At 67.9% G+C, this 13,734-nt stretch carries 13 protein-coding genes; 3 read left to right on the top strand and 10 right to left on the bottom strand.

The features are described 5' to 3' along the window. Positions 1 to 159: 159 nt before the first annotated feature. The 4 genes from VXJ25_RS01240 to VXJ25_RS01225 form a co-directional block, all read right to left on the bottom strand. The gene (locus VXJ25_RS01240) at positions 160 to 1,035 is read right to left on the bottom strand and encodes a PPK2 family polyphosphate kinase (protein ID WP_330957388.1); all 876 of its coding nucleotides are present in this window, start codon (positions 1,033 to 1,035) and stop codon (positions 160 to 162) included. A 210-nt stretch (positions 1,036 to 1,245) separates the two neighbouring features. Next, positions 1,246 to 2,583, bottom strand: coding sequence for a lysylphosphatidylglycerol synthase transmembrane domain-containing protein (locus VXJ25_RS01235; protein WP_330957387.1), 1,338 nt, complete (start codon positions 2,581 to 2,583; stop codon positions 1,246 to 1,248). 307 nt (positions 2,584 to 2,890) lie between these two features. Then, entirely contained in the window at positions 2,891 to 3,745 is an 855-nt protein-coding gene (locus tag VXJ25_RS01230) for a DegV family protein (RefSeq protein WP_330957386.1), read from the bottom strand. A 168-nt stretch (positions 3,746 to 3,913) separates the two neighbouring features. Beyond that, a complete protein-coding gene (locus tag VXJ25_RS01225) occupies positions 3,914 to 4,348 on the bottom strand; it encodes a MarR family winged helix-turn-helix transcriptional regulator (RefSeq protein ID WP_330957385.1) in 435 nt (144 codons plus the stop codon). A gap of 275 nt (positions 4,349 to 4,623) precedes the next feature. Between VXJ25_RS01225 and VXJ25_RS01220 the strand changes: the two genes are divergently transcribed. Further along, a complete protein-coding gene (locus VXJ25_RS01220; protein ID WP_330957384.1) occupies positions 4,624 to 5,490 on the top strand; it encodes a class II glutamine amidotransferase in 867 nt (288 codons plus the stop codon). Between the two features lie 125 nt (positions 5,491 to 5,615). Here the strand turns inward: VXJ25_RS01220 and yedF are convergent, their stop codons facing one another. The 6 genes from yedF to yfbR all read right to left on the bottom strand — a co-directional run bounded on the left by yedF (position 5,616) and on the right by yfbR (position 11,139). Further along, positions 5,616 to 6,224 (bottom strand): sulfurtransferase-like selenium metabolism protein YedF, encoded by a 609-nt coding sequence (yedF, locus tag VXJ25_RS01215; protein ID WP_330957383.1) that lies wholly within the window; start codon positions 6,222 to 6,224, stop codon positions 5,616 to 5,618. Positions 6,225 to 6,455: 231 nt separating this feature from the next. Further along, a complete protein-coding gene (locus VXJ25_RS01210) occupies positions 6,456 to 6,884 on the bottom strand; it encodes a hypothetical protein (RefSeq protein ID WP_330957382.1) in 429 nt (142 codons plus the stop codon). Next, positions 6,884 to 8,191 carry a phenylacetate--CoA ligase family protein gene (locus VXJ25_RS01205; protein ID WP_330957381.1) on the bottom strand — a complete coding sequence of 436 codons (1,308 nt, stop codon included), beginning with the start codon at positions 8,189 to 8,191 and terminating at the stop codon, positions 6,884 to 6,886. Before VXJ25_RS01205 ends, VXJ25_RS01210 begins: the two co-directional genes overlap by 1 nt. Before the next feature lie 217 nt (positions 8,192 to 8,408). After that, positions 8,409 to 8,852 carry a hypothetical protein gene (locus VXJ25_RS01200; RefSeq protein WP_330957380.1) on the bottom strand — a complete coding sequence of 148 codons (444 nt, stop codon included), beginning with the start codon at positions 8,850 to 8,852 and terminating at the stop codon, positions 8,409 to 8,411. Positions 8,853 to 8,896: 44 nt separating this feature from the next. Next, positions 8,897 to 10,252: a M18 family aminopeptidase gene (locus VXJ25_RS01195; protein WP_330957379.1), complete on the bottom strand. Its 1,356-nt coding sequence runs from the start codon at positions 10,250 to 10,252 to the stop codon at positions 8,897 to 8,899. Between the two features lie 146 nt (positions 10,253 to 10,398). After that, entirely contained in the window at positions 10,399 to 11,139 is a 741-nt protein-coding gene (gene yfbR, locus VXJ25_RS01190; protein ID WP_330957378.1) for a 5'-deoxynucleotidase, read from the bottom strand. Positions 11,140 to 11,487: 348 nt separating this feature from the next. Here yfbR and VXJ25_RS01185 point away from each other — a divergent pair, with 348 nt between their 5' ends. Together VXJ25_RS01185 and VXJ25_RS01180 are read left to right on the top strand one after the other, a co-directional pair. Then, positions 11,488 to 12,567, top strand: a complete 1,080-nt coding sequence (locus VXJ25_RS01185; RefSeq protein ID WP_330957377.1) for a 6-phosphofructokinase — start codon at positions 11,488 to 11,490, stop codon at positions 12,565 to 12,567. Between the two features lie 162 nt (positions 12,568 to 12,729). Then, positions 12,730 to 13,692, top strand: a complete 963-nt coding sequence (locus VXJ25_RS01180; RefSeq protein ID WP_330957376.1) for a 3'-5' exonuclease — start codon at positions 12,730 to 12,732, stop codon at positions 13,690 to 13,692. Positions 13,693 to 13,734 lie beyond the last annotated feature (42 nt).

Genomic DNA, 13,734 nt, shown 5'->3' with positions numbered 1-13,734 from the left:
CGCAGCGGCAGGGCAGCCTCCTCGAGAAGCCTTGCTATGCCTTGTCGCTCCCGTCATCGCACCTCCAAGTACGAACCGCATGGGACGGACCATCCGTCTCAGGATAGCAGCTGCCGCGGCCCCTCCACAATATGGGCAGCTCCTTCCCCTGTGGCTGCGCTACATGCTCTCGAGCCTCTCCCGGTACTGGCCGAGCTTCTCGCGCTGGTCCTTGGGCAGTTCCGGGTAGTGGGGGTCGACCTCCTCGAGGAGGTCGACCACAGCCTCCGAGACGAGCCAGCGGGCGAACCACTTCTGGTCCGCCGGAATCACGTACCAGGGGCTGTGGCGGGTGGCGGTCCTGTCGATCGCGTCCTCGTAGGCCTCTCGGTACTTGGGCCAGAAGGCTCGCTCGGTGATGTCGGCCTCCGAGAACTTCCAGTTCTTCGAGGGGTTGTCGATCCTCTCCAGGAAGCGAAGCCTCTGCTCCTCGGGGCTCACGTTCAGGAAGAGCTTCATCACGCGGTAGCCGTTCTCCCAGAGGTGCTCCTCGAACTCCGAGATCCTCTTGAGGCGCCTTTCGAAGAACTCGTCGTCGTCCATGTCGACGCAACGACTCGGCATCCTGTACCCCCGCTGCATCTGGTGGACCCTGACTACGAGGACGTCCTCGTAGTACGAGCGGTTGAAGAGGGCTATCTTCCCCCTCACCGGCAGGCACCTGATGGCGCGCCAGAGGTAGTCGTGGCCCAACTCCTCGTCGGACGGCTGCTTAAAGGTGTGCACCTCGACGCCCTGGGGGTTGACCTCGCTCATGACGCGCTTGATCGTGGAGTCCTTGCCTGCGGCGTCCATCGCCTGCAGGAGGATGACCACCCCCTCGCGGCCCTCCGCGTACAGCTTGTCCTGCAGCACCTGCACGCGGCGCATGTTCTGGGACGTGAGCTGCTCGTACTCCTCGCGCCTCGACTTGTCGATCCTCGCGCTCGTCGGGTAGTCCCCGAGGTCGAACCGCCCCTCGCCGCAATACCGGCAGTCCTTCAGGCCAAACGCCATGGCTTCCTCCTATCCGACCGCAACGGGCCAGCCCCCCTCGCAAGCGTACGATTGAGTAGCTACCCACCGCATGTGAGGCAAGACGCACTTTTCCGTCGCGAACGCACTTTGCCGGCCGCCCGGCGCCCGGACGGAAGACGTCCGGGGCAAGCCGCCGTGCATGGGACGTCCCAAGCCCCGGCCCAAGTGGCGGGCCGGCGGCGCCAGCCGCTAGCGGGAGTCCTTGTCCCTCAGCCTCTTGAGGTCGACGCTCGCGCCGGAGCGCACGCGGCCGGAGGACTTCTGGCCTTCGACGAGGCCGAGCGCGCTCAGGCGCTTGTAGACCGACTTGCCGCTCTTGGTCTTGAGACCCATGAGGGGTATGGAGAAGAGCACGGGGAGGATGTACTCGATGGCGCGCCACACGACGTAACCAGCGGAGCGGGCATCGCCGAACATGTAGCCGAACAGCAGGGCGAAGCCGCCCTCGGCGCCGCCCGTGCCACCCGGCAGCGGGATCGCGGAGGTGAGGAGCTCGAGCATGGAGCCACAGGCGACGCACGTGAGGATGTCCGCCTGCTTGCCGAACGCCTGCAGGGTGAACCACGGGAGCGAGTAGAGGCATCCGAGCTGCAACAGCGTGACGAGCAGGGTCGCCAGCATCTCCGTCACGTTCCGCGCCGCGGACCTGAAGCCGGTCGCGAACTCGTCGACCTGGGACTCAATCAGGTTGTTCCAATAGTCGTAGCGCTTCACGCGCCCGGTCTTGTTCACCTGCCTGAGCACGAACCTGCCGACCCGCTTCACCACGCCCGGGAAGAGGCACACGACCACGAAGGCCGCCACCTGGAGGATCTTGAACCCGAAGATCAGGATGCCGATGAGGAATACGTCGCCATAGGTGTCGAAGAAGTAGTCGAGGCGGAATATCAGCATGATCGCAGCGAAGATGCCCTCCGCCGCCTCGTAGATGACGAAGCGCGTGTACTGCACCGCTCCCGCGCGACCGAGGGAGAGCCCCGCACGGGTGATGCGGTAGATCTGCGCCGGGGCGCCACCGGCACCGTTAGGGGTGAGGTTGGAGAAGAACATGCCCGTGGCCTCGACGCTCATGAGGTCGCGAATCCCCAGCGGCGACTTGGTGTCCTTCGCGAGCGCGAGGACGTAGGCGGAGACGCCGAGGATGAAGTAGACGACGTAGGCGAGCATGCCCGCGAAGACCCAGTAGGGATCCACCTCTGCGAGGGATGCAAGGAAGACGTCCATCTGCCCCGAGAGAATCAGGTACAGCACGTACGCGACGGCGACGAGGAGGAGGAAGAAGGCGCTCCTCCGGGCGGTACCCAAGCGCTTCTTCTGCTCCTGCGACTCGTCCGCGAGGCCCGAGCCGGCGGCCACGCTCACGCGCACCTTGGTGCCGCCCTTCGCGGCGGGCCTCCGCTGCGCGGTCGTGTAAGGGTGCGGGGCCGACTTGGCAGGGGTCTTCGCCCCCGCGGCGGCTCCCTTCCTGGTGGCCTCCCGCGCGTCCTTGTCACCGGACCCGCCGGGCCTGTGCTCGTCGGTCACCATCCGCCCCCTTCTTGCAACGCGTACAGACGCACTCGCCGTGAAGCGCCCTCTCCGGGGCGCCGTCCAAGCGGAGGAATGGCTGGGAAACCGCGCGCGCGTCCTCACATAACCTTAAATGTAACCACAGGGACACTCGCCCAAGCGCGGGAGGTCTCATTTCATAGACATTCCAGCGCGGTTCTGGTGAAGAAGCGTGCCGGCGACCTGCCAAGGACCGGACGGGGCTCGACCAGGCCCCAGCTAGGGCTCGGCACGTGCCTGGCCAGGTCCCGAACGGAACCTGACCAGGGGGCGTGCCGAACCGTCGTCACTGCTGGGCGCCGCCCGCCCTGAAGTACGCCAGGACGATGGAGCCGGGGCCCGCGTACGTGCCGATCGTGGCCCCGAGGGTGCAGATGGGCAGCCCGTCCACCATCCCCTCCCAGAGGCCGCGGGAGTCCTCGACGTACTTCTGCAGGAGGCTGTCCGAGAGGCCGGAGTAGCCGAGCGAGAAGGGCATCGCGTAGTCGATGCCCCCGTCGCGCCTGACCGTCTCGTTCAGGATGTTGCGGCCGTTCCTGGAGCCGCGCGCCTTCCCCAGCAGCGCTATCTCGCCGTCCTCGGCCGTGACGACCGGCTTGACGGAGAGGACGGCGCCGAGCGCGGCAGCGGCCGCTGGGATCCTGCCACCCCGCCTGAGGTACTCGAGGGTGTCGAGCAGGCCGATGACGCGGACCCGCCCCCTCGCGGCACGCAACCCCTCCGCGATGCTCGCGGCCCCCTCGCCCCTCTCGGCCATGGTCAGGCCGAGGTGCACGAGGATCTGCTCGCCCAGGGAGGCGCTGAGCGAGTCCACGACCTGGACGTCGTCCCTGCCCTCCGCGGCGACGCAGGCGCTCTGGTAGGTCCCCGAGAGCTTGGAGGAGAGCGTGACCACCACAACCTCCTCGCCGGCCGCCCGGGCGGCGTCGTACGCCTCGGCGAACGCGCCGGGCGCAGGGGCGCCCGTGCTCGGCAGCTTGTCGGACTCCACGAGGAGCTCGTAGAACTTCTCGTGCGAGAGGTCCACGCCGTCCTGGTAAAGCCTGTCGCCGAACATGACCGTCAGCGGCAGGACCGTGAGGCCCGGATGATCGAAGCCGACGATGTCCGAACCAGAGTCGGTGATGATGCGCGTAGGCATAAGCTCCCCCTTCTCGCGCTCGCCGCGCGAGTACAGCCTGATGGCTCCCTTGTCTTTTCGTCTCGCCCCTCGAAGGCCCCCGCCGCCCGAGCCTGGCGTTCAGGCGCGGGCCGGCACGGCGTCCTCGGCGCTGGGCGAAGGCCCTCCGTGCCGGACGACAGATTCGCTCTAGACGCGCTCGAGGGCGTCCAGGATCTTCTCGAGCGTCCCGTACATGCGGGCGCGCTCCCCCTCTCCCACGTCGGCCGAGGCCTCGTCGACGACCGACTGGATGACCTCCTCCATCTCGCGGGCGGCGCGCCTGCCGCCCTCGGTCAGGCGCACGCGGCGGCGGTAGTTGACGGAGTTGTCGCCGGACGCCTCCGTCACGAGGCCGTCGGCCTTCAGCTTGCCGACGATCCGCGTGATCGCCGCACGGTCCAGGCGCGTCAGTCGTGCCAGGTCCGCCCGGGTCTCCCCGTCGGGGTTCTCCGCCAGGTAGTAGATGACCATGGTGTCCGTGCCCCTGAGGCCGAACTCCGCCATCTTCTCCGACTTGATCCTCTGGATCTCCTTGTTGAGCGAGTAGACCATGCCCACGAAGTCCTCGAACCGAGCGTCCATCGCGCCTCCGTTGCCGTGGCTGCCATGCCGCGCCGGTCCCGGGCCCGGCACCACATAAGTGTTTTCCAGATATGTTGACATGTCAACATTTTGAGGGGTCGTCGCAAGTTCTCCTCATCTCTCCCCTCGCGGCAGCCTTGCGCGACGGAGGCGGGGCCGCTGGTCTACTGTATTCGGTAAGACGCACGACAGGCGACAGCGAGGCGGCGAGCTGGCCATACTCGGGGGGGGCCGCGCGCCTTCGGGACGCAACCAGGGGGAGGCCGGGGGAAGACATGTGCGAGCTGTTTGCGATAAACTCACGCGATCCGTTCGTGGCGAACGGCTACCTCAGGGAGTTCTTCTCCCATAGCACGCGACACCCCGACGGCTGGGGCATCGCGAGCCGCGTCGAGGCCGACGGAACGGGCCGAATCTCGCCTTCCGCCGGGCCGGGCACAGGCCCCGTCGAGCTCACGGGCCCCGTCGAGCTCCATCGCGAGCCCGCCGCGGCGTACGCCTCGGAGCTTCTCCCCCGCCTGCTGGACGAGCCCGTCCGCACCCGCCACCTGATAGCGCACATCCGCCGCTCCACCGGCGGCGGTAGGCTGGTCGAGAACTGCCACCCCTTCCTCGCGAGCGACATCTCGGGCACCGAGTGGGCGATGGCGCACAACGGCATCGTCTTCTACGAGCAGCTCACCTACGGCTACGAGGGCGTCGAGCGTGGCAAGACCGACAGCGAGCGCGCCATGCTCTTCTTCATGGACTGCCTGGACGAGGCGACGCTGCGCCGCGGGGGCAGGCTCGACTTCGCCGGGCGCTTCGACGCCCTCGCGAGCGCCATCGCGCAGTACAGCAACCTGAACAGGCTCAACGTAATCCTCAGCGACGGCACCTACACCTACGTCCACACGAACACCGACATCGTCACCCTGCGCTACCGCAGCGTCCCCGAGTCCGGGACGACGGTGGTCGCGACCACACCCCTCGGCGCCCCCGAAGAGGCCACCCTCTGGAGGCCCGTGCCCCAGTACCGCCTCGTGGCCTTCCGGGGCGACGAGATCGTCCGCATGTCCAAGCCGCACGTGTACGTGTTCGCCGAGGCGATCCTCGCGCTGCGCAAGGCCTACGGGGACTCCTGGCAGGAGGTCCTCTCGTAGGGTCGGCGCACGAAGAGGGGGAGGGTGCCCTTAGGCGCCCTCCCCCTTCGCTCTCGATGTCCGCCGGTCCTTCTCCGCTCGTGAACCCGTGCGGGTCCTCCTGCGGGGCCGCTGGGAGGCTCCCGCTAGAGGGAGACGACCCCCGGCTGGCCGGTCAGGATGCGTGCCAGGTTGTACGGGTCGATGGGCTCGCCGACCAGGAGCTCGTCGGTGGCGCCGTAGCGGTCGAGGCTCACGGTGTCTGACAGAATCTCCGCGCCGAGCTTCTCGAGAATCTGCAGGTCTTCGATGACCGCGGAGCCCTTGATCGTCAGCTTGACGCCGCTGTTGATGAAGACGAGCGCCTTGGGGACGACCTCCTGGTGAGCGAGGTCGAAGATGATCTCGCGCATGAGGATGTGGCCGAGGCTCTTGTCCCCACGGCCGATGGCCTCGGACCCGAACACCAGGATCGGGGCGTCAGCGGAGCCGAAGTCCATGTAGGAGACGGCCTTCTCGACCGGGTGATTGGTCTTGATGCGGTGGGACGGGACGAGCGTGACGACCGTGTAGTCGCCCTCGTCCTCGCGGATGAACTTGCACTTCTGCTCGTCAGCGAGACGGACCAGGCTCTCGACGGCCTTGCCGTCGTTGACGAGGAGCGCCAGCGTCTCCCCGTCCTTGAGCTCCGAGAGGGCCGTCAGCGCCATGACGACCGGCTTGGGGTTGAAGAGGTCCCTTGCATCGATCTGCATACGTACCACATCCCTTCGTCTGGACCACGGTGCGCGGTTCTGTTCTCCCCTTAGACGCCCGCGGCCAACGAGTCCAGATTAGTGGTGCCGCGAAAGCGGACGGCAAGGCTGTCCCCGAACGGCAGAAATGACTGGTAGATGGTGTACATGTTGCTGAAAAAGGGCGCCCGCTCTCGCAGGCGCCCCTGGCGTCGAGGCTCTTCTCGGCACGTGGCGAGCGGCTGGCAAGCCCTAGGCGAGATCCTCCTGGCGGAGCACCTTGAAGCCTGCGCCCTCCAGCGCGAACGTCGCCTTGCTCGCCTCCGCCGGGAGCTTGATCTTGAGAACGTCCACGGCGAGGTCGTCCTTCGCGCTGAAACAGTAGCCGTACTCGACCGGGATGTCGAGGTCGTCGAGGACCTCGAGCAGGTCGGCGAGGCCGCCGGGGCGGTTGGGGATCTGGATCGCCGAGACCTTGGTGACCATGGCGCTGTAGCCCTCCGCCTCGAGCGCCCGCTTGGCCCCCAGAGCGTCCGAGCAGATGATGCGCACCACGCCGTAGTCCGCCGTGTCGGCGATGGTGAGTGCCTGCATGTTGATGCCGGCCTCCGCGATGGAGCGCGCCAGCTTGGCGAGGCGGCCCTCCGAGTTCTCGAGAAGGACGGTGAGCTGGTCAATCATTAGAGGTTCTCCCCCCTGCGGTCGACGATGCGCTTGGCCTTGCCGGTGCTCCTCGGGATCGACATCGGCTCGACCAGCCTCACCTTAACACCCACGGAGAGCGCCGTCTTGAGCGCGCCCTGAATCTGCCTCTGGAGCTGGTCGATGGCGCCCGTGGAGTCGAAGTCGAAGTCCGGGGTGACCTCTGCCTTCAGAGTGACGACGTCGAGGTAGTTCTTCGTGGTGAGCTCGATCTGGTACCAGCTCGAGACCTCGTCGAAGGTTTCCATGACGTTCTCGATCTGGCTCGGGAAGACGTTGACGCCGCGGATGATGAGCATGTCGTCCGTGCGGCCGTGCAGGCGGTCGATGCGACGGTGGGTCCGGCCGCAGGCGCACGCGCCGGGCAGGATGCGGGTGATGTCGCGCGTGCGGTAGCGCACGACCGGGGACGCCTCGCGGTCGAGGGTGGTGATCACGAGCTCCCCCCACTCGCCGTCGGGGAGCACCTCGCCGGTCGCGGGGTCGATGATCTCGCAGAAGAAGTGGTCCTCGGCGACGTGCAGCCCGTCCTGCTCGAGGCACTCGACGGCGACGCCGGGCCCCATCGTCTCGGTCAGGCCGTAGACGTCGAGCACCTTGTAGTCGAGCTTGCGCTCGAGCTCCGCGCGGAAGTTGTCCGAGAAGGCCTCGGCGCCGTGGATGCCCGCCTTGAGGTGGAACTCCTCGGCCGGGTCGATCCCCATGGAGATGGCCGTGTCCGCGATGTGCATCGCGTAGCTGGGCGTGCAAGCGAGGATGGTGGTGCCCATCTCGCGTAGGATGCGGATCTGGCGCTCGGTGTTGCCCGCGGAGGTGGGGATGACGGTCGCCCCGGAGGCGAGGCCGCCGTAGTGCGCGCCTAGGCCGCCCGTGAACAGGCCGTACCCGTAGCAGATCTGCATCACGTCGTCGGGGCCGCCGCCGGCGTACCTGACGCCGCGCGAGAAGCAGTCGCTCCACGCCTCGAGGTCGTGCTGGGTGTAGGCGCCCACCGTCGCGACGCCGGTCGTGCCCGACGACATGTGGATCTCCTTCACGTCGCCCATGGGCACGGCGAGCATGCCGTAGGGATAGGCGTCGCGCAGGTCCTGCTTGGTCACGAACGGCGCCTTGCGCAGGTCGTCGAAGTCCCGCACCGAGTAGGGGTCAAAGCCCGCCTCGTCGAAGGACCTCTTGTAGAACGGGATGTTCTCGTAGCAACGAACCACGGTCTTCTTGATGCCCTCGAGCTGGATCTCCTCGATCCTGTCGTGAGGCATAGTGAGGATGTCTTCCTGATCGCCCATCTGCTCCCCTTGCCGAAATCACCTGCCTTGCCGCCCTCTGGCACCCGGCCGGGCGCCGGCGCTGCGCGCGTCGGTCGCGCCAGGCCGCCCGCGCCGCACGCACCCCGCCCGCGTGCGGCGCGTGCGGCGCGGGCAGGGCGCACTCAACGAGCGCGGCGTGCTCAACTATATAACTGAGCGACAACCGCATTGTTTCCGACAGCTTTCCTCTTCCCCGCTAGAAGTCGGGGTGAGGGGCGGCCGAGCCCCCGGGGAACGAGTTGCCCTGGGAGGCCTCGAACTCCATCAGCTCGGCGCGGGTCACCTCCTGGAGGTGGCGCTCCGCGGCGAGCATGGCCTCGCGGTCGCCGGACTGCCGTGCGCTCCGGTAGGCGTTGAGCGCCCGCAGGAAGTCCGCCTCGCCCGCGAGGTCGGAGTCGGCAGCCGCCCCGGCCGCGCTCGCACCGTCGTCGGTCCCGGCCGCCTGGCCGGCCGCAGGCGCGCCGGTCGGGCTCGCGCCGGTCCCCACCTCGAAGCGCCCCTCAGCGAGCCCCGCCTTCAGGGCCTCGACGAGCCTGCGGTCGCTCTCGTCCATACCGTTCTGCGACGCTACCCCGCCGGCGGTGCCGCCCGCGTCGCCGCGCGGGCCCATGTCCTTGTCCATGCCGTAGTCCTTGTCCATGCTCTGTTCCCTCCGTTTCCCGTGACCTGCCGATGGTGCCGAGCCTAGGCGAGCGTCACGTTCCCCCGGCCGTCGAAGAGCAGGTTCGTGCGATAGAGCCTCTCGAGCGCGCGGATGGCGTAGCCGGTGTCGCGCACGCCGGCCGTCTCGTACGACGAGTGCATCGCGAGCTGCGGCAGGCCGAGGTCGGCCGCCCTCATGCTGACCTGGACGTTGCTGAGGTTGCCCAGCGTCGAGCCGCCGGCGGAGTCGCTGCGGTTGGCGAACGTCTGGTGGGGCACCCCGGCGGCGTCGCAGACCGCCTCAAGGACGGCGCGGCTCAGCGCGTCCGTCGTGTACTTCTGGTTGGCGGCCTCCTTGACCACGGGACCCGCGTTGAGGTGCGCCTTGTTGGCGTCGTCGGTCTTCTCGGGGTGGTTGGGGTGGACGGCGTGCGCGTTGTCGCAGCTCGCGAGGAACGAGCCTGCGAGTGCGCGGTGGAAGTCCTCCTCGGTGCGGCCGAGGGCCGCGTTCGTGCGCCGCAGGACGTCCTTGAGCAGCGTCGACATGGCCCCCTGCTTGGTGAGCGAGCCGACCTCCTCGTTGTCGAAGCAGGCGAAGACGGAGACGTCGTGGTCGTTCTCCGCCGCCAGGAACGCCTTGAGCGAGCTGAAGGCGCACTGCAGGTCGTCGAGCTTGGGCGAGGACACGAACTCATCGCGCCAGCCCCAGACGCTCGCAGGCTGACGGTTGACAAGGAAGAGGTCGTAGGCGAGCAGCTGGTCGGGGTCGATGCCGAGCTCGGCCGAGACCAGGCGGCGGAAGTCGCCCCGCGCGAGCCGGCCCGCGGAGACGAGCGGGCAGAGGTCCACCTGGCGGTTTGTCGCCACGCCCTTGTTCGCGTCGCGGTCGAAGTGGATCGCGACGCTGGGGATGAGCGCGAGGTCGCGGTCAGGCGAGAAGAGCCGGCTCTCGATGCGGGCGCCGTCGCGGACGAGCACGCGGCCGGCGAGGGACAGCGGCCGGTCGAACCAGGTCCGGTCGAGCATGCCGCCGTACGCCTCTACGTTGAGGCGCAGGTACTCGTCCGGGCCTGCGAGCTCGGGCACGCTCTTCACCTTGAAGGTGGGCGAGTCGGAGTGCGAGGCCGTGACTTGGAAGTGGTAGCTGTCGAGCGACTCCCCCACCTTCCAGGCGACGACGCTCGAGCCGTTCCTCGTCGTGTAGTAGCGGCCGCCGGGCTCGACCTGCCACTCGTCTGACTCCGCGAGGCGCGTGAAGCCCGCCTCCCCCAGGTAGCCCTCGATGGTGCGCACCGTGTGGAACATGCTCGGGCTCCGCCTTATGAAGTCGATGAGCTCGAGCGAGGTGCTCTTGTCGTCCGCGTTCGTGTCGACGCTCTTGTCCGTGCTGGTCCCCATGTCTTTGATGACGCTCCTTCTCTGTTGTCCGACGCCGGGTCCCTGTGGCCCATTGCGTCTGGGTCGATTGCAGCTTGGCCGGCGACGCCTACCGGCCATGGGCAGGCGCCCCGGCGCCTTGCGGGCGGCGCGGCGCCCCGTGCCCGCTACAGCAGCTCGTCGAGGGTCTGGCCGTACGACGGCAGGAACTCCGCCACGAAGTCGCGGACCTCCGGCAGCTCCGCCGCCATCTGGTCCACCACCTCGCGGATGGTCTTCTCGGCCGACCTGAACTCGCCGTTGCCTCCCGCGTCCTCCTCGACGCACTTGATGAGCGCAGAGATCTTGTCGGCCGCCTTCACGAGGCGCAGCAGGTAGGCGTCCTCGCAGCTCGTGCCGAGGACGTCCTCGTAGACGGGGCGCAGGTCGTCGGGAAGCGTGGAGAGGAGCTGCTCCTTCGCCGCGTCCTCCACCTCGCCGTACGCCTGGCGGGTGCGGCCGCTGAAGTACTTGACCGGGGTCGGCAAGTCGCCCGTGATGATCTCCGGCGCATCGTGGTAGATGCCGAGGAGGGCCGCGTGCGAGGCGTCGAGGTCACGGCCGTATCTTACGTTGCCGATGACGCAGAGCGCGTGCGCGATCTCCGCGACCTCGAGCGAGTGCTCCGCGAGGTTCTCCGGACGGGCGCTGCGCATGAGCGACCAGCGCTCGATGTAGCGCATCCGCGACAACACCGCGAAGAAGTGCGAGTCGCGCGCGGTCCCGGCGCGTGTGACCTCGGCGCGCAAGGTCCCGGCGCGTGTGACCTCGGCGCGCACGGTCCCGGCACGCGCGGTCCCAGCGCGTGTGACCTCGGCGCGCACGGGCTTCTCCCCTGGGGCGCGCCCGCCCGTAAGACCCTCTGCCATCAGCATCCCCCAGCCTACGCACCTGCGTTGGGAAGGCGTCCGAAGTGCCGGAGCCACCCGCCACGCCCCTCGGCCCAAAGACGGCCGGTCGCCGCCAGAAGACATGATACGCAACCGAGAGAGTCGGCAGGGAGCGGGCGTCCCGTCGGCGAGCGCCGGGAATCGGAATGGCGACGGCTCGGGCGGCGCCGTCCGAGCCGCGCCCGAGCCGTCACCCGCCACGGCGGCGCTCGAATGTGCCCGACCTGGCATATTTTCGGCCGGTCGCAGAATGCCACTCCTTTTGTGAGAAACTTTTCTCATGGCGGCTCAAGCCTGCCAGACACACCCAGCGAGAGGGGCTTTCCCATGCTAAGAATCGGACTCCTTACCAGCGGCGGCGACTGCCAGGCGCTGAACGCCACCATGCGCGGCATCGTGAAGACCATCCTCAACAACGCGAAGGAGCCGGTCGAGATCTACGGGTTCGAGGACGGGTACCAGGGCCTCATCTACAGCAGGTTCCGCACCATGACCTGGCAGGACTTCTCCGGCGTCCTCACCCAGGGCGGCACGATCCTGGGGACGAGCCGCACGCCCTTCAAGCTGCTGGACACGCCCGGCGCAGACGGCGTCGAGAAGGTTCCGGCCATGCTGCAGACCTACCACAAGCTGCAGCTCGACTGCCTCTTCGTGCTCGGCGGCAACGGCTCCACGAAGACGGCGAGGCGCCTGAGCGACGAGGGCCTGAACGTGATCGCGCTGCCCAAGACCATCGACAACGACACCTGGGGCACCGACGTGACCTTCGGCTTCCCCAGCGCGATCGACGTCGCGACGCGCTACCTCGACGAGATCAAGACCACCGCGAGCTCCCACGGCCGCGTCTTCGTGGTCGAGATCATGGGTCACAAGGTCGGCTGGATCCCCCTCTACGCCGGCATCGCCGGCGGCGCCGACGTCATTCTCATCCCCGAGATCCCCTACGACATCGACAACGTCATCAAGGCGATCGAGAAGCGCAACGCCGACGGAGGCAGGTTCGCCATCGTCGCGGTCGCCGAGGGCGCGATCTCCAAGGAGGAGGCCGCGCTGCCCAAGAAGGAGTACAAGAAGGCCCTCGCGAAGCGCGCTGAGAAGTACCCCTCCATCGCCTATGCTCTAGCCGAGCAGATCGCCAAGACCGGACGCGAGGTGCGCGTCGGCATCCCCGGCCACACGCAGCGCGGCGGAAGGCCCGACGCAGAGGACCGCATCTTCGCGACGCAGTGCGGCGTCGAGGCAGCCCGTGGCTGTCTCGAGGGAAAGTTCGGCTACATGATCGCGAAGGTCAACAACAAGATGTGCCGCGTCCCGCTGAAGGAGGTCGCGGACAAGCTCAAGTACGTCGACCCCAAGAGCGACCTCGTGAGGGAGGCAAAGCTGCTCGGCATCAGCTTCGGCGACTAGGGGCCGGGCGCGGGTGGCGCCCGGGGCGCACGTCCTTGTCCGCCCGAGACGGCAGAGGACGCCCGACGCCAGCGCCGAGCGCGCCAAGCGCCGTCGTGCTACGCTTTAGGGCCGCTCCGCTTCGCGCGGGACGGCCCTACCGCTATCTCTTGGAGGCGCAGCATGGATCTGAGTCAGGCAATCGAGCAGGCGAGCGCCTTCGTGATTCCCGGCTTCCTCTCCGGCGACGAGGCGCTGACCGCCGAGCGCCGCAAGAACGAGGAGGCCATCTCCCTGCTGACCGACGCATGGATGAGCGCGCCCGCCGGCTCCGAGCCCTTCTCCTTCGACCTCGTGCGCAACCTGGCTGACAGGAACCGCGCCATCTGCGACAGCTTCGGCATCGAGCGGCTCCGCAACGAGAGCGGCACCAGCCTCGCGCGCCGGCTCTCCGACGAGGACCTCATCCGCTCGGTCGCCGTCCTGCAGCACCGTCCCGTCGAGGAGGTCCGTAGGAGCGCGGGCCCGCAGGCGCGCGACCTGAACGTCGCCTACGTCGAGGCGCCCGTCTCCGGCATGATCTGCGGGATCGACCTCGAGACGACCGACCGATACCCCGACCGCGGCTACATCGTCAACGTGGGCATGGAGTTCGTGAAACTCGCGCCGAAGGGCAAGGCGGAGCGCGGCTACGTCGCCTATTGCGGCCTGCCCGACATCTACGAGGAGAAGGGCGTGCCGCTGTCCGAGGTCCACCACATCTCGTGGGGCGACCTCGCTGGCAAGCTCCCCTTCCGCGAGAACCGCGACCTGCAGAAGGCGATTCTCAGCTCGCTGGAGACCTTCCCGTTCATGGCACACAACGCCGCGTTCGAGGACTCGTGGCTCATGCTCAACCTGGACGGGTACGCCGAGGGTAGGAAGGCGGGCCGAATCATCCCCATCGACACGCGCGACATCTGCCGCAGGATCGACCCCGAGTATCGGACGCTTCCGCACGACTCGCGGCCGGCAACGCTCGAGAACTGGGCCCGCAGGCGCGGCACGCTGAAGAAGGACGAGAAAGAGCGTCATCTCGGCCTCGAGGACGTCGACCTCATGTTTCGAACCGTCGAGGCGGAGTTCGCGGCGCGGAACATGTTCTGATCGCCTGGAGGGATATCATAGTGGAGCCGGGGTATTATCCCG

Source organism: Olsenella absiana, assembly GCF_036408855.1.
GTDB lineage: Bacteria > Actinomycetota > Coriobacteriia > Coriobacteriales > Atopobiaceae > Olsenella_K > Olsenella_K absiana.
Note: the sequence above shows the minus strand (reverse complement) of the source record. Positions and strands in the feature narration are given on the sequence as shown.

Coding starts and splice junctions, on each gene's coding strand:
- VXJ25_RS01240 (WP_330957388.1), bottom strand. CDS start 1,035: ATGGCGTTTGGCCTGAAGGACTGCCGGTATTGCGGCGAGGGGCGGTTC.
- VXJ25_RS01235 (WP_330957387.1), bottom strand. CDS start 2,583: ATGGTGACCGACGAGCACAGGCCCGGCGGGTCCGGTGACAAGGACGCG.
- VXJ25_RS01230 (WP_330957386.1), bottom strand. CDS start 3,745: ATGCCTACGCGCATCATCACCGACTCTGGTTCGGACATCGTCGGCTTC.
- VXJ25_RS01225 (WP_330957385.1), bottom strand. CDS start 4,348: ATGGACGCTCGGTTCGAGGACTTCGTGGGCATGGTCTACTCGCTCAAC.
- VXJ25_RS01220 (WP_330957384.1), top strand. CDS start 4,624: ATGTGCGAGCTGTTTGCGATAAACTCACGCGATCCGTTCGTGGCGAAC.
- yedF (WP_330957383.1), bottom strand. CDS start 6,224: ATGCAGATCGATGCAAGGGACCTCTTCAACCCCAAGCCGGTCGTCATG.
- VXJ25_RS01210 (WP_330957382.1), bottom strand. CDS start 6,884: ATGATTGACCAGCTCACCGTCCTTCTCGAGAACTCGGAGGGCCGCCTC.
- VXJ25_RS01205 (WP_330957381.1), bottom strand. CDS start 8,191: ATGGGCGATCAGGAAGACATCCTCACTATGCCTCACGACAGGATCGAG.
- VXJ25_RS01200 (WP_330957380.1), bottom strand. CDS start 8,852: ATGGACAAGGACTACGGCATGGACAAGGACATGGGCCCGCGCGGCGAC.
- VXJ25_RS01195 (WP_330957379.1), bottom strand. CDS start 10,252: ATGGGGACCAGCACGGACAAGAGCGTCGACACGAACGCGGACGACAAG.
- yfbR (WP_330957378.1), bottom strand. CDS start 11,139: ATGGCAGAGGGTCTTACGGGCGGGCGCGCCCCAGGGGAGAAGCCCGTG.
- VXJ25_RS01185 (WP_330957377.1), top strand. CDS start 11,488: ATGCTAAGAATCGGACTCCTTACCAGCGGCGGCGACTGCCAGGCGCTG.
- VXJ25_RS01180 (WP_330957376.1), top strand. CDS start 12,730: ATGGATCTGAGTCAGGCAATCGAGCAGGCGAGCGCCTTCGTGATTCCC.